Here is a 19,513-nt window from a genome sequence, read left to right on the forward strand (position 1 = left end):
TATGGTCCATTTCTGAACCTAGTATGGTGAAAGATGATGGCACGACGTTAATCGGATTAGGGGGCGTAATTAAAGTGCGTGGTCATGATTTCGATTGGGAGCCTACGCTAGGGTCGAGACCAGCATTGGCCTTGTATGACCAATCTCATACCCGCATCAATCAAGCTGCCGACTTGGATAAGTATGGTCTACCTGCCGATACTCGAACATTGGTGTGGATTTATGATGACAATGGCACGGTTTATAAGAACACCATTGGGATTCAAGTAGGGAATGGGCAAAAGCGCGCGCAGCTAGAAGCTCGACAGCTAGATGTCATTGCTGATGGCATCGGGGTACAGGTCAAACGGTCTGACTTAAACCTAAGCCACAGCTTAATTAACGCCTTAGAGTCCGGCTTGGAAATTGATGATTCCGAGGTGGGTACGGAGAAGAGCCAAGTGGTTTTGGATGAGGTGGTGCTTAAATTTGACCAGGCCCAGTTTTTAGGCGAGACCCAAAGTACGGAAAAGCAGTATCAACAACAGACATTTAATCAACGCTACGGAATTACGGCACAAGGCAATAAAGCCCAGAGCGATACAGAAAAAACCCAGTTAACCGGCCGTAAGGTGTCGGTATTGGCGGAGAGCGGTGCGCTGTCGCTGTCAAGGGGGATTGTTGCAAGGTTTGGCGACTCAGACTTCACCACTTTGTCGGATGAGAGCACGGCTATTAACATTGGCGGGGTGGGGAGTAAGCTGTATTTAACCAACACAAACGTAGTGTCCGGCAACGTCGGCATACGGGTGAAGGGGGATGCAGAGGTGACCTGGCAGGGTGGGCGTTTAGAGACCACTGGAGAGCATGGCAAGCGTGGAGGCATTGGGGTGTATGTGGATGGGCTGGATGCAAAAGCTTACTTAGAGCAACTAACTATTGACACCCGCCGTTCCGATGAGTGGAGTGATGGGGTGAGGGTGCGTAATGGCTATGCTCAACTCAAAACCGTCGATGTTAACGTGACAGGCACTGATACCCGTGGTTCAGCGGCCTTATATACCACCGATGGTGGCAAAATCGACGCTGAAGCCTCGAATTTGCGTACCATGGGTAATCGCACCCACGGGGTACGGGTGGGTGAGTGTTATGGGAGAGAATGCGCTGAAGTGAACGTAACGGGGGGCTCGATCATCTCGACCACGGGCGAACAATCGTATGGAGTCTCCGCTTTAGTAGGCGGTACGTTTGGTTTGGTGGATTCTCGCCTGACTACGGCTGGTCGGCTGGCCTATGGTGTGGCGCTGGCCGAAGGGGCCCAGTTGTATTTAAATAAGGCTGAAGTGATCACGACTGGCGCCAGTACCGCCGCTATTTATGCCGGCGCTATGACGACAGATAAGAACCAGGCCCAGATCAAAGGTTCTTTGGTTAAAAGCCAGCAAGATTATGCGCTGAAAGTGGCTGGTGGTGGGGTGTTTGAGGCAACGGTAACGGATCAAAGCGTACTCACTGGCCAACAAGGCCTGTTTCAGGTGCTTGCTGGGAGTAACGCTGCAAAACAAACCCAGCTACATTTGAGCGCTGACCATTCATTGTTACAGGGTAAGGCCAGTACCAGCGTTGGCACGCAGTCGCATGTTCTGTTACAAAATCAGAGTGAGTGGCAGCTACCCGAGGCGGCTAACGTGACGACCTTAAGCCTAGATCAGAGCCTGGTGGCCTTTACCCAGCCATTGCAGTCACAGTCTCGGGCATTGTTGATTGCTGGGGCTTTAACCAGCACAAATAGCGTGATTCAACTTTGGACAGAGTTGGGTGATGATGCGGCGCAAACGGACAAGGTCGTGTTGACAGGTCAGGGTGCGCAGGCCATTGGTGAAACGAGGCTGAGAATCAAAAAACGGGGAGGCGAAGGGGCACAAACTCAAGTGGGGATTAAAGTGGTGGAAACCTTAGAAGGTGCCAGCACTGAAGCCACGGCTTTTATCCTTGATCCATTGTCGGATGGATATCGAGGGGATAAGGCGCCCACTATTGTTGCTGGTGCTTATGATTACCACTTGAACAAAGGGGGTAAGGGTGGCGATGCTGAAAGTTGGTATTTGAATTCAAACTTAACGGCGATAGATCCGGTAGACCCAGTCGATCCGGTAGACCCCGTCGATCCGGTAAAGCCGACAACTTATCGTCCTGAAGTAGATGCTTACTTTGCCAATAGGCAAATGGCGGTGGCCATGCAACGTCATCGTTGGCAAGAGCGCCAAGAGGCAAGGGGTCCAGGTGAGACAGTTTGGGTTCGTGCGGCGCATCAACAAGAACGGTTTGATAATCAGTTTGGTTTTCGCCGCAAAATGAACAGCAGCATGATTCATTTTGGTTCTGACGTATGGCAACGCACCTTTGATAACGAGAGCCACTTAAGCTTAGGCGCCATGGCCTTGGTGAGTGACGGTAAGAGCAAAACCAAAAATGAACGACTCAAGGCAGAAGGCAAAGTCCAAGGCTATAACTTGGGTGCATACGCGACTTGGCAACAAACCCCTGATCCAGAGGTTGGCGCTTATGTTGATGGTTGGTTAATGCAGGGGTGGTTTAAAAATAAAGTAAAAGGCACGGGCCTTAAAGAAGAGAAGTATGACTCTCGTAGCCTATCGGCCTCGGTTGAAACGGGCTATGGCGTGATGATTGCGCAAAATGAAGACACTCGCTACTATATTCAGCCTCAAGCGCAAGTGACTTGGTCTAAGTTCACAGGGGATGAGGTTGAGGAATCCACTAAAACCTCAGTGCATGATCAGGATGATAACTTTACGGCTTACCGTTTAGGTGTGCGCTTTAAAGCTGCGATGACCCGTCCCAATGGGACACAGCTAGAGCCGTTTGCTGAGTTAAACTACTGGCGTTTGCCTAAAACATCGCACATGATGTTTAACGACACCCGTACCAGTGACATCACGCCGCGTAATGTGATGGCGACCAGCGTAGGCTTAAATGCTAAAGTATCGAAGTCAACCGATGTCTTTGGCCGCTTGTCTTATCATGTGGGCAGTGAAAGCTATCGCCAAACAGGCTTACAGTTGGGAGTGAAGCATCTGTGGTAGTAGGTCTTTTATATTTTTAGATGATTGTATGATCTGAAATGAAGCCAGACTTTGTACCTTCGCGGAGGCAAAGTTTGGTTTTTTTGTGCCCCTAATTGCTTAAATCTCACGCGCGTCAGAGTTTTTTCTACTGCTGGGGCATAAGAATGCAAGCATGAGTTCTAAGTATGTTCGGCCTAGAAAAGGTAAGCTGGTGCAGCCAACGAAAATGGATGTAGACAGAGAAGTGTAGAACAAGCACCCTTGTGTAGAACAAAAGTGATATGTTTATGCTGTATATTGAGTAATGGTTTTGATATTATTCAATAGGTTGTGTGGTGGGCCCGATCGGACTTGAACCGATGACCAAAGGATTATGAGTCCTCTGCTCTAACCAACTGAGCTACGGGCCCTTTCTGGGAAAGGGATTCGGCGTGTTGCCGGATCACCAAAAAGAGGCCGTATTTTAACATGAATGAATGCGGTTTCAAACTGTTTTATGGTTTAAACCCATAGCTCTTGGTCTTCTGGGTAGGTGATGGCTGCTAGATCAAACGTTTAGCTTTTCTTAACGGTCTAGAGGTGGGCTTGCGTTAGCCGAAGATGATCTTAAAAAAGGCCTTTGGGCTCCGCCGTGTGGGATGGCAACTCGTTTAAGGGGCTGTTGTGATGGCTACTCGCGCTGGCTGCATGGCGATCTGATTGTGGTTGCCTATAGTTTTAGGCAGGAGGGCGTGGTCGGGTTATAATTCTGACTAGGCGGCTACGGCAGTGGCCGCCTATTTTATTTTGGTCATGTGGCCTATTTCAAATTGTATACTATGTCATTTAAAATTAAGCCCATAAAATGTCCGCAATGCGGCAGCGTGAAGCACGCTCGGCAGCCGGGTCTGGATGGCCACTACGTTTGCCTGAGCTGTCAGGCACAGTTTGTGGTAGATGATCCTGCGGCACCGAAGCAACATGTGGTGACGCACACGATAGATCAGGGTGTCTTGGATGGCCTGCGGCGCTTTAAAAACAAGCTGGTGTGGTTGGTGCTGTTGACTGGTTTGGCATTGACTGTGGTCGTTGTGCTGGTGGGGTGGCTAAGCCGTTCTGATCAGCCTCAGGCACCTGCGGTGATGGCCGGCCAAAGCCAGTCGCTGGCGGCCAGCGTTTATCAGCCTCATCATGGCGAGGCTTTGCTGATTGGTGCAAGTATGGCTAGGACGGGCGCTGAGAGCCGGGCGCACACGATTGTGATGACGGTGTCGGACTTGGCGTCTGGGGCTCAGCGTGCGCAGCAGTCTTTGATTGTAACAGGCGCGAAGACGGGGGAATCTGTTGAGTTTAAGCGTTTGCCTCAGGGCGAACTCTATGCCGTTTTATTAGGGCAGATGGGCTATCGTTTTGAGCCGACTCGCCATGAATTTGAGGCGATTAATCCAGCCTTAATCAAAAGCTTTCCAGAGGCTTTAGGCCTAGGCATCAGTAAGATGGCGGCCTGCCACGGTGCTGAGGAGCGGGCGTGCTTGATGGTGATGAGTAATGCCGGCGTGCGCTACGTGTATTACCCTATGGTGAATCAGCTGGTGTTGCAGGCGGATGACTATGCGGCAGGCCAGGCCAATGTGGCCGCGTTGAGCCAGCAAACACAGCGGCAGCCGCACTATTTCTTTGCCTGGGTGCATAAGCAGTCTCAGGCGCCGCAAGACGGCTCGGTGCTGTTAAGGACGTTGCGGCCACCTTATAATGGCGGGCCTTATCGTCTGGCCGACGTGGCGATTTTTAAGCCCAGTAGCGATGCGGCGGCGGTGGCGTCTTTGCCGTATTTAGCCACCTTAAGCGATGGCTATGCGGTATACGGCACAGAAGGACAACATAATGAGGCCGTGGCAGAAGTCACGCCGGGGCAGCGCTATTTTGAGGCCAAGGTTTTAGCGCAGGGCGAAGGACAGGCCTTGCTGCGGTTTGATGCCTCGCCTGCGGGTAAGGAAAGCTTTTTGCGAGGCCTGAATAGGCAGACGGGTCAAGTGGTGTGGCAACGGCCGTTGGCTGATTTTGTCAGCTTGGCGCATCGGGATGGGGCCATGACGGCAGAGGCCTATAGCGATGGTTTTTTACTGCTGGATAAGGGCACCACGCCCAGCGTGCTGATTGATCATGCCGGTCAGATTGTGCGTGTCTTAAAGAAATAATGATAAAGGAAGCAGCATGTTTGGATTTATTAAAAAACAATTTGCCAGCGTGATCCAGTGGGATGAGGCTGATTTAGGCTTGATGTGGCAGAAATGGCCGCACCCTAACGATGAAATCAAGCAGGCATCACAGCTGTTGTTGTCACCTGGCCAGGGCTGTGCTTTGGTGTATGAGGGGCAATTAGTCGATGTGCTGTTAGACAGTGGCAGCTACGCTTTAAAAACCGACAACCATCCTTTCGTGACCACGCTGTTAAAGTCTTACCAGCTGTTTGAGAGTGAACACAAGCTGGCGCTGTATTTTTTCAGGACCACGACGATGGTGAATCAGGCCTGGGGCACGGCGCAGACGATTAAATACGTTGACCCTGTGTACCAAACGCCGGTTGAGCTGGGCTTGAATGGCGTGTTTGATTTCAAGATCTGCGACCCTGAGCGTTTATTAAACGGCGTACTGGGCGCACAGGCTGAGGTGCGCACCGAAACCATTAAAAGTATGTTGGTGGATCAAATGCAAGGCCTGCTGATTGGCCACATTGCGCAGCAGCGGCTACATTATGGCCAAATCGATGCGCAGCTGCCGATGCTTTCTGCTCAGATTGGGACGGTATTGAGTGATTTGGTTGCCGATTGGGGATTGGCCTTATCATCTTTTCACATCATGGGCACGCAGTTTGATGCGCAAACGCAGGCGCGCATTGGTCGGATTGCCGATGTGGCGGTGGACCAGTTTGCGGCGCAGCAGGCTAATTTAAGCTATGTTGATTTAGAGCAGCTGCGGGCGATGCGGGACGCGGCTAAGAATGAAGGGGGCTTGGCTGGTGCCGGCCTACAGTTTGGCGTGGGCATGCAGTTGGGGCAGGCCTTTAATAAGACTCCGGCAGCGCCGACGACTGATGGCGCTGTCGAAGCCTCTAAGGCTCCGTTGTTCGCCGAGACGCGCCAGCTTTTAGCTTTAAAGCAGCTATTCGATACTGAGTTAATTACGGAAGCTGAGTATCAACAGCGGCGCCAACAGATTTTGGATCAACTCATGGGAGGACAACATGATTAAATGCTTACAGTTGGTTTTGGCGCTGCTGATCATCAGCCTGGTGTTGGTGCTGTTGGGCTGGCTGGGGGCGAGCATATGGGGCGTGGCCTTGTTTGGTTCGGTGCCTGTATTGCCCGTGGTGTTGAGCCTTTTGGTGGCGATACTGGCTTGGGTGGTGTTGATCAGCGTGTGCGCTTTTTTTCTGAATCGAGGCAAGACGGACGGCGCTCAGGCGGGGGTTGCGGTTAAAAAGGACAATCCTTAAGTCAGTTTTGAATTTTGTGTGGCTGTATGCCGGCCCGATTCACGAGTGTTAGATAGAAAATCATGTCATTTAAAATTAATACCATAAAATGCCCGCAATGTGGCAGCACTAAGCAGTCTAGTCCGAAGCCGAATCACTACGTCTGCCTCAGCTGTGAGGCGGAGTTTGTGATTTTGAACAGTAAGGCACCGAAGCAGCATGTGGTGACCCACACGATTGATCAGAAGCTGCTGGATCGGTTCAGCCAGCTGAAGCACAAGGTCTGGATTTTTCTTGTGTTGATCGCTGCCGTGGTTGTGCTGTTGGGTGGCTTAGGTGCTTGGCAAAGTAAGCCTGCCTCGAAGCAGCAGGCGGCTTACCAAAGCGCAATCGATCGCAGCAGGATCGTGGCCACCACGGTGTATCAAGAGGTAGATGGCCCTGCTTGGTTGATTACGGCGGCAGAGCCGACGAGTGGCAGCCGCGAGGACACGCCAGAAATCATCATCATGGTGTCCTCTCTGACGAAGGAGGATGATTCAGCTCAGCAACGGCTGGTCATTGCCCAGCCCAGAACCAGCCAGCCTGTCCGCTTTAAGCGCTTACCCAATGGCGAGCTGTATGCGGTGATGTTGGAGGCTGAGGCGTATCGGTTTAATCCAGTCAGTCGTGAGTTTGAGGCCATGAACCAGGCGATTCAAACGGCGCATCCTCAGGCTTTAAGTGCCGGCATCAGCAAGGTCAAAGCCTGTTATGGTGGTCTTGACGGTGCGTGTTTAGAGTTGTTGAGCAACAGCGGCATCGAGTACGTTTATTATCCGGTGTTGGATCGGTTGATCTTGGCGTCGGATAAGTATGATGCGGGTGAGGCCAATGTGAAGGCTTTAGCGCGTGAGCAGCAGTGGATGCCGCATTATTTCTTTAAAGAAGTAAACAGCTCTTCACAAAGAAAGCAGGCGGGTAAATACCTGTTGAAAGGCACGTTGCCTCAGCACAATGGCGGCCCTTATCGAGAGGGCTATGTGGATATTTACGATCCCAAAACGGATGAGTTTTGGATTGGTCGGTCACAGCAGTTGCTGCGCTTGAGTACTGGCTATGCCGTGTTTTCGCGCTGGGGTCATGCCTATCATGAGATGGTGGAGATGACGCCCGGTAAGGTGTATTTCAATGAGGAAGTTTTGGCACAGAATGCGTCTCAGGTGTTGCTGCGCTTTGACGCCACGCCTTCCGAGGCTGATCGTTTTTTACAGGTGATTGATAAGGCGTCGGGCGATGTGGTGTGGAGCCGGCCGATTAAAGATTTTCCCGGCATTGACCGCAATGGCACTTATGTGACGGCAGAAGGTTTAAATAATGGTTTTTTAATCATTGCCAATGTCAATAAGCCCAGCGTACTGGTTGATTTAAAGGGTGAGGTGGTGAGAACGTTTCAGCCCTGAGGGTGAGGTTAAGACAGGCGAGGCCCATTATGGCGGCGCCTGTTTTTTTATGTGAGCATGGGTCGGTGGCGATGCTGCTGTAAGCGCCCATAAAAAAGCGTCGCAACGGTTAAGTTGCGACGCTTTTGCGTTGTGGTGCTTTACTGCTTGTTGTCTTCGCTGTCTAAGAAGCTTTTTAGACGCTCAGAACGCGTTGGGTGACGCAGTTTACGTAAGGCTTTGGCTTCGATTTGACGAATCCGCTCGCGCGTCACGTCAAACTGCTTGCCGACCTCTTCTAGGGTGTGGTCGGTATTCATGTCGATGCCGAAACGCATGCGTAAAACCTTGGCTTCACGCGGGGTGAGGCTTTCTAAGATTTCTTTAGTCACTTCACGTAGGCCAGAATACATGGCGGCGTCTGCCGGTGCCGTGTTGTTTTGGTCTTCAATAAAGTCGCCCAAGTGTGAATCGTCGTCATCGCCGATGGGGGTTTCCATCGAAATCGGCTCTTTGGCGATCTTCATGATGCGGCGGATTTTGTCTTCCGGCATGTCCATGAGTTCGGCCAATTCTGCCGGTTCTGCATCTACGCCATTTTCTTGCAGGAATTGACGGGCAATACGGTTCATCTTGTTGATGGTTTCGATCATGTGCACCGGAATACGGATGGTGCGTGCTTGGTCGGCGATCGAGCGGGTAATGGCCTGACGAATCCACCAGGTGGCGTAGGTCGAGAATTTGTAGCCACGACGGTATTCAAACTTGTCTACCGCTTTCATCAAACCGATGTTGCCTTCTTGAATCAGATCCAAGAACTGTAGGCCACGGTTGGTGTATTTTTTGGCAATCGAAATCACCAAGCGCAAGTTGGCCTGAATCATTTCTTGCTTGGCGGCGTTGGTTTCACGCTCGCCGGCGGCCATGTTTTTGTTGATGTCTTTTAGCTCATGCATAGACAGCTGGGCTTCTTCTTCCAGAGTCATGATGGCGGTTTGACGTTCGATGATGCCGTGTTTAAAGCGGGTTAGGGCATCGGCCCAAGCTTTGCCTTTGTTGATTTCTTTATCGGTCCAGTCAAGATTAGTTTGCTGATCTTTAAACTGCTTGATGAAGTAATCACGGTCCATGCCCACGCGGTTGACGCAAATGGTCATGATTTCACGTTCTAGCACGCGAATTTGCTGGACGCGGGCGCGTAGGCTTTCGCACAGGCTTTCAATTTGGCGTGTGGCGAAGCGTACTTTTGACAGCTCTTCAGCGATGTCGTTGCGCGCGGTAACGTATTTTTTGTCTTTGCTTGAGCCTTTTTCTAGGGCTTTAATCATGTCGTCGTATAGGACTTGGACATTTTTAAAGTGTTCTAGTGAACGGGCTTTAAGCTCTTCTAAGTTGGCGCTGGCGATGGCGGCAGGGTCTTCTTCCTCTTCCTCATCTTCCATGTCGACGTCTTCGTCGCCTTCTAGTGCATCCTCTTCAGTGGCGGCTTCTTTTTCTTCTTTAACTGGCTCGGCTTCAGCTGCAGGCGCCATTTCTTCAGAAGGATCGATGAGCGCTTCGACAACGTCATCGATTTTCAATTCGTCGTTGCCTACGCGCTCCATTAGGCTCAGAATCTCAGCCACAGAGCCTGGGCAGGCGGCGATGGCTTGAATCATGTTTTTTAGGCCATGTTCAATTTTTTTGGCGATGATGATTTCATCTTCGCGGGTGAGTAGGTCGACTTGACCCATTTCACGCATGTACATGCGCACGGGGTCGGTGGTGCGGCCAAATTCCGCATCCACGCTCGATAAAGCGGCTTCTGCCTCTTCAACGGCATCATCATCGGTCACGCCGGTGCTGTCGCTCATCAATAAGGATTCGGCGTCAGGGGCGACTTCCGTCACCTGAATGCCCAAACCTGAAATCATGCCAATGATGTTTTCGATTTGTTCGGCGTCAGAAACGTCGTCCGGTAAATGGTCATTGATTTCAGAATGGGTAATGTAACCACGTTCTTTACCTAACACAATGAGGTGACGTAAGCGCTGACGCTGCTCTTCTGGCGTTAAAGGCTTGTTGTCGTCTACGTCGTTTTCTACTTCATTATCATTAATTGGCTTGGCCATATTTTCCTGTCCAAAATGAAAGGTTATGTGGTGTAGTTGTTGCATGCTGAGTGAGGCTAATGGGTGGTAAAACCACGGGATTAAGCTGGGCTTGGCCAGGTTTAATCGACTCTGTATTCAGGCCACTCAAACACGTTGGCCGCCACGAGGGCAGCCGGTCAGACAACTGCGGGTGTTTCTGGTTTCGTTAAGCTTAATGCGACATCAAGAGGGCCAATAAAAGCTGTTCTTCGCTTTCGGTTAAGGCCCTTTCTCTGGCATGCTTTTTGAGTTGTTCTAGTTGCTTATATTTTAACTCATTTAAGAGTTTTTGGATGCCTAATATAAAACTTTCTTCATCCTCGGCCTTGGGTTCTTCGAACTCTTCGCGTTCGCGTATGGCTTGTTTGAGGATTTGATTCAGAAAATCTTCATAATCGCTTTGGCGCATATACTCAACCAGACGGGCACTGGTGGCCTGATCATTCATGCCTTTGGCGGCTTCGGCCAAGGTCATGAGGCAGGCCAGTTCGTCTTCTGCGATTAAGTACTCGGGTATTAGTACATATTGGGCCCATTTCGGATTCATCAAGAGCCACTTAATTAATCGATGGATTAAAGGCGTGGTTTGATGCTGTCGAAACGTGGTTTTGGGCAGGCGATAGTTTTTAAAGCCGACATTTTGCTTTTTGCTTGGCTGTTGGCCAATGAGTTGCTCTAAGTCATCTTGAGCAACGTCGACCAGCTTGGCGATTTTTTGCTTGAGCAAAAAGCTCAGCGTGGGCGCTTTAATTTGGCTTAATAAAGGCGTTGCTTGCTTGATGAAGTCGGCTTTGCCTTCTGAGGTTTTTAAGTCGACCAGGCTGCTGAGGTGTTGCCAAAAATAGTTCGACAAGGGCAGGCTGTGCTTCACCAGCTGGGTTTCAAAAGCGTCTTTGCCGTATTCACGGATGTAGCTGTCTGGATCGTGCTCTTCTGGTAAAAAGAGAAAATGCAGGCTTTTGCCGTCTTGCAGCATCGGTAAGGCATTTTCCAGCGCACGCCAGGCGGCTTTTTTACCGGCGTTGTCGCCGTCAAAGCAAAAATAGATTTGGTCGCTTTGGCGCATCAACAGTTTGATGTGGTCGGCGGTGGTGGCCGTGCCCAAAGACGCCACGGCGTAGCCAACCTCGAACTGAGCCAGCGCCACCACGTCCATATAGCCTTCAACCACCAGAACGCGTCCGGCTTCTTTGATGGCGGCTCGGCCTTCAAACAGGCCGTATAGCTCTTTGCCTTTTTCAAATAAGGGCGTTTCGGGTGAGTTTAAGTATTTAGGCTCGCCCTGGCCGATGATGCGCCCGCCGAAGCCCACCACGGCACCGCGTTGGTTGCGAATTGGAAACATAATACGGTCGCGAAAGCGATCGTAGTTTTTGTCTTCCTTGCTGATGACTAAGCCAGATTCGATCAGGTATTCGTTTGGGTAGGGACTGAAGCTTTGAGCCAGTGTTTGCCAATCGTCGGGGGCGTAGCCCAGGCCGTAATAAGCAGCAATTTGACCGGTTAGGCCGCGCTTTTTCAGGTATTCAATTGCGGTTTGGCTCTGCTTGAGCTGCTTTTGATAATGGCTGGCGGCCTGTTCAGTGGTCGACTCTAGGGTTTTCTTTTGTTCGCGGCGCTCTTGCGCGCGGGCAGCTTGCTCGGGCGAGGAAGCGACCTGTTTAGGCACCACCATGCCGACACGATCGGCCAGTTGGCCAACGGCATCGACAAAGCTTGCGCCTTGGTATTCCATTAAGAAGCTGATCGCGCTGCCGTGGGCGCCACAGCCAAAGCAGTGGTAAAACTGCTTGGTAGGGCTGACGGTAAAAGAGGGCGATTTTTCTTTATGGAATGGGCAGCAGGCCATATAGTTAAGCCCCCCTTTTTTAAGGGGGACGTAACCATCGATGATGTCCACGATGTCTACCTTTTCCAGTAGCTCATCGATAAACTCGTTAGGGATCATGGCTTAGTTTAAAGCGGCTTTGATCAGGCGGCTGACTTCACCCATGTCGGCTTGGCCCACCACTTTGGGGCGGACGATGGCCATGACTTTGCCCATGTCCTTCATGCCTTCGGCTTGGCTTTCGGCGATGGCGGCGCTGATGATGGCGGCAATGGCATCGTTCGATAGGGCTTCAGGTAGATAGGCTTCTAGGGTGGTGATCTCGGCCAATTCTTTGTCGGCTAAGTCTTGACGGTTGGCGTCTTGGTAGATTTTGGCAGAGTCTTTACGCTGCTTCACCATTTTGGTGACGATGCTGAGCACGTCTTCATCGCTGACGTCTTCACGGGTGTCGACTTCTTGCTGTTTGATGGCGGCTAGCAGTAAGCGTACCGTTGAGAGCTTTAGGGTGTCTTTGGCACGCATGGCTGATTTCATGTCTTCATTGATTTGTGCTTTTAATGTGGTCATCACGAACTCCTAAAGGTTAACGGGGGGTAATGCAGAGGTAAGGCAAACAGAAAAACCGCAGGACTAGCCTGCGGTATTGATACTGAGCGATTCTTAGTACATTTTTGGTGGCAAAGTTTGGCTGCGTAAACGTTTTTGTAGGCGTTTAACGGCAGCAGCTTTTTTGCGTTTGCGTTCTGCGGTTGGTTTTTCGTAGAATTCACGGGCACGTAGTTCAGTCAAAAGACCGGTTTTTTCAACACCACGTTTAAAGCGACGCATCGCAACTTCAAATGGCTCATTTTCTTTTACGCGAACTGCTGGCATAATTTTTCCTTAAGTACTTCGTTAATAAAGTTTTGTGGCAACACCACAAAACAAGTGAGGGTGTTTTGGTACAGCGATTAATCATGCTTTTTTATTGGGTCGGAAAGCCTAAACCGTTTAAAAATCACCCCCTAACGAATCACCTTTGCGGTCTCTTTTTGTACCGAAAAGGGCGAATAATGTGTACTGAGCCTGTGTTTGGCTGGATGAATCCAGCGCCAACAGCCCAAATCTAAAATATTAAGGGTGAGATTTTAAGTTTTTTGGGCTGCTTTGTCAACAATTAACGGCGGATCACGCGGCGCACCTGCGGGATGATGTTTAATTCGTGGATGATGGCGTTCAGCTGTTTGAGGTTGCTGACCTGCACTTTAAACTCGAATTCAACAAAGCCTTCGCTGCCGGCTTTTTTGCCAGAGGGCGTGTCTACCGATTCGATATTGGCCTTGTGGCGTGAAATGGTCGAGGCCATGGCGGCCAGTAGGCCTTGTGCATCTTGGGCAGACACCAAGAGATTGGCGTTGTAGCGGCGTGGGGTGACGTCTTTCCAGTTGGCGTCAATTTGCTTGCTGACGTCTACTTTTTCGGCATTAGGGCAATTTTGTCGGTGCACGATCAAGCCTTGATCTTTGGTGATGATGGCCACAATAGGGTCGCCTGGAATAGGGCGGCAACAGCCAGCCATCTGCATGCTGCCACTTTCGGAGCCGTTGACCACGATGGGGCTCATCTTGACTTCTTCACCTAGATGCACGCCGGCCAGTTGGGCCAGATGGCGCGCGACAAAGATCGGCAGGATGCGGCCCATGCCGACGTCGAGCAAGACGTCTTCGAAGGTGGTGTCTTTTTCAGCTAAATCTTTTAAATAGGCTTCTTTAATGTCTTCCGACAGCAAGACGTTTTTCGGCAAGAGCGCGCTCAAGGCTTGATTCAGTAGTTTTTCACCTAGGGCGACGGCGTCGGTGCGCTTAATCGATTTGAGGTGGCTACGGATGGCGCTGCGGGCGCGGCCGCTGGTCACGAAGCTCAGCCAAGCTGGATTAGGATTCGAGGTGGGCGAGGTAATGATTTCAACCGTGTCACCGGTACGTAAGATGGTGCGTAGCGGCACTAGGTTGTAGTTCACGCGTGCGGCCACGCAATGATGGCCGATGTCGGTGTGGACGGTGTAGGCGAAATCAATAGGCGTGGCGTTACGCGGCAGCACCATGATCTTGCCTTTAGGCGTAAAGACATACACTTCGTCGGGGAATAAATCCACCTTGATGTGTTCGAGGAATTCGACCGCGTCTTCGCTTTGGGCCTGCATGTCGAGCACGTTTTGCAGCCACTGATTGGTGCGGCGAGTCGCCTCATCAATAGATTCATCAGGCGTTTTGTACATCCAATGACTGGCCACGCCATCTTCTGCGACGGCGTCCATTTGGCGCGTGCGGATTTGCACTTCAATGGGCACGCCATAAGGGCCAAATAGGGTGGTGTGTAGGCTTTGATAGCCATTGCCCTTAGGGATGGCGATGTAGTCTTTGAATTTGCCTGGAATGGGCTTGTACAGGCCGTGCAGGGCGCCTAGAGCAACGTAGCAGGCAGGGATGCTGTTGACGATGATGCGAAAGCCGAAAATGTCCAAGACGTCGCCGAAGCTGAGGTTCTTGGTTTGCATTTTCTTATAAATGCTGTAAATGTTTTTTTCGCGGCCACGGATTTGGGCCTCGATGTTGCAGGTCACCAGCCGTTGGCTGAATGACTGTAAAATTTTACCGACCACGTCGCGGCGGTTTTGGCGGGCGGTTTTAAGCGCTTTGGCCAAGGTGGCGTAACGGATGGGGTAGATGTTGCGAAAAGACAGGTCTTGCAGTTCACGGTAAACGTGGTTGAGGCCGATGCGGTTGGCGATGGGGGCATAAATTTCCAGGGTTTCACTGGCTATGCGGCGCCTTTTTTCTGGCCTCATGACGTCTAGGGTACGCATATTGTGTAGGCGATCGGACAGCTTCACAATGATGACGCGTACGTCTTTGACCATGGCCATCACCATTTTGCGGAAGTTTTCCGCCTGATGGGCCTCTTTGTTTTCGTACTCTAGCTTTTCCAGCTTAGATAGGCCATCCACCAAGTCGGCAATGGTGTCGCCAAATTCGGCGGCCAGCTGCTTCTTGGTGGTGCCCGTGTCTTCCAATACATCGTGCATCAGTGCGGCGGCAAGGCCTTGGGCGTCGAGGTGCCAATGGGCCAGTTCCGTGGCCACCGCAATCGGATGGGTAATGTAAGGCTCACCACTTTTACGATACTGCCCTTCGTGCGCTTCGGTGGCATAGTCACAGGCGTGCTCGAGCAAGCGGATGTCTTCTGGTTTCAGATAGTCAACCGCTTTAAAAAACGTAGCGCGTGCATCCGTGACGGCGTTCGCGAAGGGGGCAGGTGTGTGTTGCGTCATGTGGTGAGCTTTATAGGAATGAAAAGGTCTAGATTATTTTTTGCGGTCTAGAATTTCAACGCCAATTTGGCCGGCGGCGATTTCGCGTAGGGCCACCACGGTTGGTTTGTTGCGGGCTTCGTCAACCAGTGGGGTTGCACCATTGGCAACCTGGCGCGCGCGGTAAGCAGCGGCTAAGGTTAGGTCAAAGCGATTAGGGATGCGGTTCAAACAATCGTCTACGGTAATGCGTGCCATAGGGGTACTTTCAGTAATATTCAGTTAATAGGTCTCTATGTTAGCTCAGCTGTGCCGAATTGCAAGCGAGACTTTAGAGTGGCGTCTTGGATATTTTAAGCCTATTTCAATAAATCTAGGTAAAAATCGTGCTGTTTTTTTTGCGTCAGGCGTTGGGCGCGTACGATGCTGATCAGATCAGCAGTGGCTTCGTCTAAATCATTGTTGATGACAATGTAGTCGAAATGCTCGGCTTGGGCGATTTCGTGGCGGGCATTGTTCATGCGTTTTTCGATCACATCAGCAGCGTCTGTGCCTCGTCCTGTCAGGCGTTGCGCCAAAACATCGATAGACGGTGGGAGGATGAAAATGCCGATGGCGTCGGGTAGTAGGGCGCGCACTTGTTCGGCGCCCTGAACGTCAATTTCCAATAAAACATCGTGGCCAGCGGCCAAGGTTTGGTTGATCCAAGCAAAGCTGGTGCCGTAGTAATTGTCATACACTTGGGCGTATTCTAAGAAGGCATTATCTTTGATTTGGGCTTCGAAATCGTTTTTTTCAACGAAAAAATAGTGGGTGCCGTGTACTTCGCCGGTGCGCGGCTGGCGAGTGGTGTGTGAAACCGACAGTTTGATTTTGTGGTCTTGTTGCAGTAAACGGCCAACTAGGGTGGTTTTGCCTGTGCCAGAAGCCGCAGCCACGACAAAAATGGTGCCTTTGGGGGGTGTCATGATGATCCTTTATGCGTGAGGCAGACATTATGCCATAGGCGGGCGCTTGAAAAAAGCGTTCATCTACAGGGGTAATGGGGCTATAATATACGGTTTTGTGCCCGTTGTTGTGTTTAAGGAGAGTGGGCGTCTTCGACTTCTTTAAAGATGAGATGAATTCATGCAAGCACCTGATTCTAAGCCCGAGGGCTTATTAGCGCGATATTTTAAACTGGCCGAGCACGGCACGTCTGTGCGCACGGAAGTATTGGCCGGTTTGACCACTTTTTTAACCATGTGTTACATCGTGATCGTCAACCCGACCATTTTGTCTAATGCCGGCATGGACTACGGCGCTGTGTTTGTGGCGACCTGTTTGTCGGCGGCCTTAGGCTGTTTGGTGATGGGCCTAGTGGCTAATTACCCGGTGGCGTTGGCGCCGGGCATGGGCGTGAATGCTTTCTTTACCTATGCGATTGTGAAAGGCATGGGGGTGCCGTGGGAAGTGGCGATGGGCGCTGTTTTTATTACCGGCTTATTGTTTGTGGCAGTGCATTTTTTAAAGGTTCGGGCGGCGATTGTGGATGCGATTCCCGAATCGCTCAAGCACGCGATTGCGGCCGGTATCGGCCTGTTTTTGGCACTGGTGGCGTTAAAAAATGCCGGCTTGGTAATCGGTAACCCTGATACCTTAGTTAAGCTGGGTGACATTCAGTCGCCGGGCGTGATGCTGGCGATGTTGGGCTTTTTGCTGATCATTGTGCTGGATTTTTGGCGCGTGCGCGGGGCGATCATCATCAGTATTTTGGTGGTGACGGCGATCTCTATCGGTATGGGCTTAACCGAGTTTAAAGGCATTGTGTCGAGCGTGCCGTCGCTTGAACCCACGCTGATGAAAATGAACTTGGCGGATGCCTTCTCGTTCTCTATGCTGGGTGTGATTTTTGTACTGTTCGTGGTGAGCCTGTTTGACAGTACTGGCACCTTGGTGGCGGTGGCGCAGCGTGCTGGCCTGATGAAAGACAATAAGCTGCCGCGTATTAATAAAGCACTGTCGGCAGACTCTGCTGCGATTGTCGCTGGTGCGGCTTTAGGCACCACGCCGACGGTGGCCTATATGGAATCGGTTTCTGGCACTGCCGTGGGCGGCCGTACCGGTTTGACCACGGTGGTGATTGCGCTTTTATTTATGGCGAGCCTGTGGTTCTCGCCGTTGGCGGCCAGCGTGCCTGAGTTTGCAACGGCACCAGCCTTGCTGTATGTGGCTATTTTAATGGTCAGAGGCGTGGTCGACATTGATTGGGAAGACATGACTGAGGCGGCGCCGGCGTTTGTGACCATTGTGGCGATGCCGTTTACTTATTCGATTGCCGATGGCGTGGCCTTTGGTTTCTTGTCGTATACATTGATTAAGCTATTTACCGGCCGGGCGCGCGAAGTTAAGCTGATGGTGTGGGTAGTGGCATTGATGTGGGCGGCTAAATTTGTGTTCTTGGGGGCATAAACAGGATGAAAGAAATGACAGAATTACAGGACATGAGCCATTTAAACTACGCTGACTTTATTGAGGCGGCGATTCGCAAAGTACCTAACTGGCCGAGCCCAGGCATTTTGTTTTACGACATCACGCCGATTTTACAAGACCCTAAAACCTTTCGCATCTTGGTTGACCTGTTTGTGCATCGCTATATGGACCAAAAAATCGACGTGGTGGCGGGTTTGGATGCTCGCGGGTTCATTTTGGGCGCGGCGATTGCCTACCAATTGAATGTGGGGTTTGTGCCGATTCGTAAAAAAGGCAAGCTGCCGTTTACCACCGTTGAAGAAACCTATGAGTTGGAATACGGTAACGCCACGGTAGAGATGCACGTCGATGCGGTTAAGGCGGGCGATCGGGTGCTGTTGGTGGACGACTTAATCGCTACCGGCGGTACCATGCAGGCGGGCTTTAAGCTGTTACAACGCTTGAATGCTGAAGTGGTTGAAGCAGCCGCTATTATTGAGTTTAATGATCTGGAAGGCGCTAAGCGCATTCGCCAAGCCGGCCTGCCGCTCTTTACCATCTGCCAGGTAGAGGGCGTGATGCCAGAACTTAAGGCTTAGACGCTGAATCATCTAAAACCGCGCGCTGTTTGATCAGGGCGCGGTTTTTTTGTGCCTGTGCGCGCATAATGGTAGGCTAAGTCTATTGGGTTTGGTTGGGGTGAACACAGCCAGGCCGTCATTGAGAAAAGGAGTGCGTGATGCAAGTACAAATATGGTCTGATTTTGCCTGTCCTTATTGCTATATTGGCCAGCACAATCTGGCGCAGGGATTGGCCAAGTTAAACGACGTTCAGCGGGCGAGCATTCAGGTGATTCACCGCAGCTTTGAGCTGGCGCCAGATGCCTTGGTTAATAATCCGCAAAGCAAATACGAGCAGCTGTCACAAAAATACAATGTGTCGATCGAGCGTGCCCATGCGATGGCGCGCCAGGCCACCAGTATGGCCGAATCAGTTGGGCTACATATGGATTATGATCGGGTGATCATGACCAATACTTTTGCCGCCCATCAGCTGGCACATTTGGCTGCGGCTGAGGGGCTGGGTGAGGCCATGCAGCGGGCGCTGTTTGAGGCCCATTTCGTGAATGGTCAGCACATCGGCGATACGGCGGTGTTGCAAACCTTGGCCGAGGCCGTGGGCATAGATGGTGCCAAAGTAGCCGAGGTTTTGGCCACAGAGGCTTACGCCACCGCCGTGCGTGATGATGAGGCGTTGGCGCAGCGCTTACAGATCAGCAGCGTGCCGTTTGTGGTGTTGGATAATCGCTACGCCATCAGCGGCGCGCAGTCGGCCGATTATTTTGCCGAGGCTTTGGTTCAGGTGATGCAAGAGGATCAAGGTAAGGCTAAGCCCGGAACGGATAGCGGCGGCAGCTGTGCGGTGTAGGGTGGTGTCGCGCCGCCACCCACCGATGGCTTAGATGCGCGCTTGGCTTAACGAATCAGTTTGGGCAGCTTATTGGGTACGCCATCCCATTCGGCCGCATCGGGCAAAGGCGCTTTACTTTGGTCGATATTGGGCCAGGTTTCGGCCAGCTCGGCGTTCAAGGCCAGAAAATGGTGTAAGGTTTCAGGCAAATCTTGCTCGTCAAAAATCGCCTTGGCTGGGCATTCTGGTTCACACATGGCGCAGTCGATGCACTCATCTGGGTTGATGACCAAGAAGTTAGGCCCTTCGTAAAAACAGTCGACGGGGCAGACGTCTACGCAGTCGGTGTATTTACACTGGATGCAGTTGTCGGTGACCACGAAAGCCATACGGGACTCCTTCATGAAATAATCTTGGTTAAAATGTACCATAAAAAAGCCCCTCGTGCGGTTAGGCAGA

Annotated in this window: 16 protein-coding genes and 1 tRNA gene; 8 read left to right on the forward strand and 9 right to left on the reverse strand. The window is 51.4% G+C overall.

Annotation, left to right across the window (positions count from 1 at the left end):
• Window positions 1–131: 131 nt before the first annotated feature.
• Window positions 132–3,083: an autotransporter outer membrane beta-barrel domain-containing protein gene (locus AB8Q18_05425; GenBank protein XDZ52497.1), complete on the forward strand. Its 2,952-nt coding sequence runs from the start codon at window positions 132–134 to the stop codon at window positions 3,081–3,083.
• A gap of 315 nt (window positions 3,084–3,398) precedes the next feature.
• Here the strand turns inward: AB8Q18_05425 and AB8Q18_05430 are convergent.
• Window positions 3,399–3,475 (reverse strand) — tRNA-Ile (locus AB8Q18_05430).
• A gap of 453 nt (window positions 3,476–3,928) precedes the next feature.
• Between AB8Q18_05430 and AB8Q18_05435 the strand changes: the two genes are divergently transcribed.
• The 4 genes from AB8Q18_05435 (at window position 3,929) to AB8Q18_05450 (ending at window position 7,961) form a co-directional block, all read left to right on the forward strand.
• A complete protein-coding gene (locus tag AB8Q18_05435) occupies window positions 3,929–5,242 on the forward strand; it encodes a hypothetical protein (protein XDZ52498.1) in 1,314 nt (437 codons plus the stop codon).
• 16 nt (window positions 5,243–5,258) lie between these two features.
• Window positions 5,259–6,296, forward strand: coding sequence for an SPFH domain-containing protein (locus tag AB8Q18_05440; protein ID XDZ52499.1), 1,038 nt, complete (start codon window positions 5,259–5,261; stop codon window positions 6,294–6,296).
• A complete protein-coding gene (locus AB8Q18_05445) occupies window positions 6,289–6,540 on the forward strand; it encodes a hypothetical protein (GenBank protein XDZ52500.1) in 252 nt (83 codons plus the stop codon). Before AB8Q18_05440 ends, AB8Q18_05445 begins: the two co-directional genes overlap by 8 nt.
• Before the next feature lie 62 nt (window positions 6,541–6,602).
• Window positions 6,603–7,961, forward strand: a complete 1,359-nt coding sequence (locus AB8Q18_05450) for a hypothetical protein (GenBank protein XDZ52501.1) — start codon at window positions 6,603–6,605, stop codon at window positions 7,959–7,961.
• Window positions 7,962–8,101: 140 nt separating this feature from the next.
• Here the strand turns inward: AB8Q18_05450 and rpoD are convergent, their stop codons facing one another.
• From rpoD to gmk, 7 genes are all read right to left on the reverse strand, one after another.
• The gene (gene rpoD, locus AB8Q18_05455) at window positions 8,102–10,051 is read right to left on the reverse strand and encodes an RNA polymerase sigma factor RpoD (GenBank protein XDZ52502.1); all 1,950 of its coding nucleotides are present in this window, start codon (window positions 10,049–10,051) and stop codon (window positions 8,102–8,104) included.
• Between the two features lie 193 nt (window positions 10,052–10,244).
• Window positions 10,245–12,020 carry a DNA primase gene (gene dnaG / locus AB8Q18_05460; protein ID XDZ52503.1) on the reverse strand — a complete coding sequence of 592 codons (1,776 nt, stop codon included), beginning with the start codon at window positions 12,018–12,020 and terminating at the stop codon, window positions 10,245–10,247.
• A 3-nt stretch (window positions 12,021–12,023) separates the two neighbouring features.
• A complete protein-coding gene (locus tag AB8Q18_05465; protein XDZ52504.1) occupies window positions 12,024–12,470 on the reverse strand; it encodes a GatB/YqeY domain-containing protein in 447 nt (148 codons plus the stop codon).
• A 93-nt stretch (window positions 12,471–12,563) separates the two neighbouring features.
• Complete coding sequence (rpsU, locus tag AB8Q18_05470) at window positions 12,564–12,776, reverse strand: 30S ribosomal protein S21 (GenBank protein XDZ52505.1); 213 nt, start codon at window positions 12,774–12,776, stop codon at window positions 12,564–12,566.
• Between the two features lie 283 nt (window positions 12,777–13,059).
• Entirely contained in the window at window positions 13,060–15,213 is a 2,154-nt protein-coding gene (locus AB8Q18_05475; protein ID XDZ52506.1) for a bifunctional (p)ppGpp synthetase/guanosine-3',5'-bis(diphosphate) 3'-pyrophosphohydrolase, read from the reverse strand.
• A 33-nt stretch (window positions 15,214–15,246) separates the two neighbouring features.
• Window positions 15,247–15,450 carry a DNA-directed RNA polymerase subunit omega gene (gene rpoZ, locus AB8Q18_05480; protein ID XDZ52507.1) on the reverse strand — a complete coding sequence of 68 codons (204 nt, stop codon included), beginning with the start codon at window positions 15,448–15,450 and terminating at the stop codon, window positions 15,247–15,249.
• Window positions 15,451–15,551: 101 nt separating this feature from the next.
• On the reverse strand, window positions 15,552–16,160 hold the full coding sequence (gene gmk / locus AB8Q18_05485) for a guanylate kinase (GenBank protein ID XDZ52508.1): 609 nt from the start codon (window positions 16,158–16,160) through the stop codon (window positions 15,552–15,554).
• A 160-nt stretch (window positions 16,161–16,320) separates the two neighbouring features.
• On the opposite strand from gmk, the gene AB8Q18_05490 reads away from it, so the two are divergent.
• The 3 genes from AB8Q18_05490 to AB8Q18_05500 all read left to right on the forward strand — a co-directional run bounded on the left by AB8Q18_05490 (window position 16,321) and on the right by AB8Q18_05500 (window position 19,072).
• The gene (locus AB8Q18_05490; protein ID XDZ52509.1) at window positions 16,321–17,643 is read left to right on the forward strand and encodes an NCS2 family permease; all 1,323 of its coding nucleotides are present in this window, start codon (window positions 16,321–16,323) and stop codon (window positions 17,641–17,643) included.
• A 14-nt stretch (window positions 17,644–17,657) separates the two neighbouring features.
• On the forward strand, window positions 17,658–18,242 hold the full coding sequence (locus AB8Q18_05495) for an adenine phosphoribosyltransferase (protein XDZ52510.1): 585 nt from the start codon (window positions 17,658–17,660) through the stop codon (window positions 18,240–18,242).
• A gap of 140 nt (window positions 18,243–18,382) precedes the next feature.
• Entirely contained in the window at window positions 18,383–19,072 is a 690-nt protein-coding gene (locus AB8Q18_05500; GenBank protein ID XDZ52511.1) for a DsbA family protein, read from the forward strand.
• 47 nt (window positions 19,073–19,119) lie between these two features.
• Here AB8Q18_05500 and fdxA read toward each other — a convergent pair whose 3' ends face one another.
• Entirely contained in the window at window positions 19,120–19,443 is a 324-nt protein-coding gene (fdxA, locus tag AB8Q18_05505) for a ferredoxin FdxA (protein ID XDZ52512.1), read from the reverse strand.
• Between the last annotated feature and the right edge of the window lie 70 nt (window positions 19,444–19,513).

The sequence above is a fragment of the Neisseriaceae bacterium CLB008 genome (genome assembly GCA_041228285.1).
Taxonomy (GTDB): Bacteria; Pseudomonadota; Gammaproteobacteria; order Burkholderiales; family Neisseriaceae; genus JAGNPU01.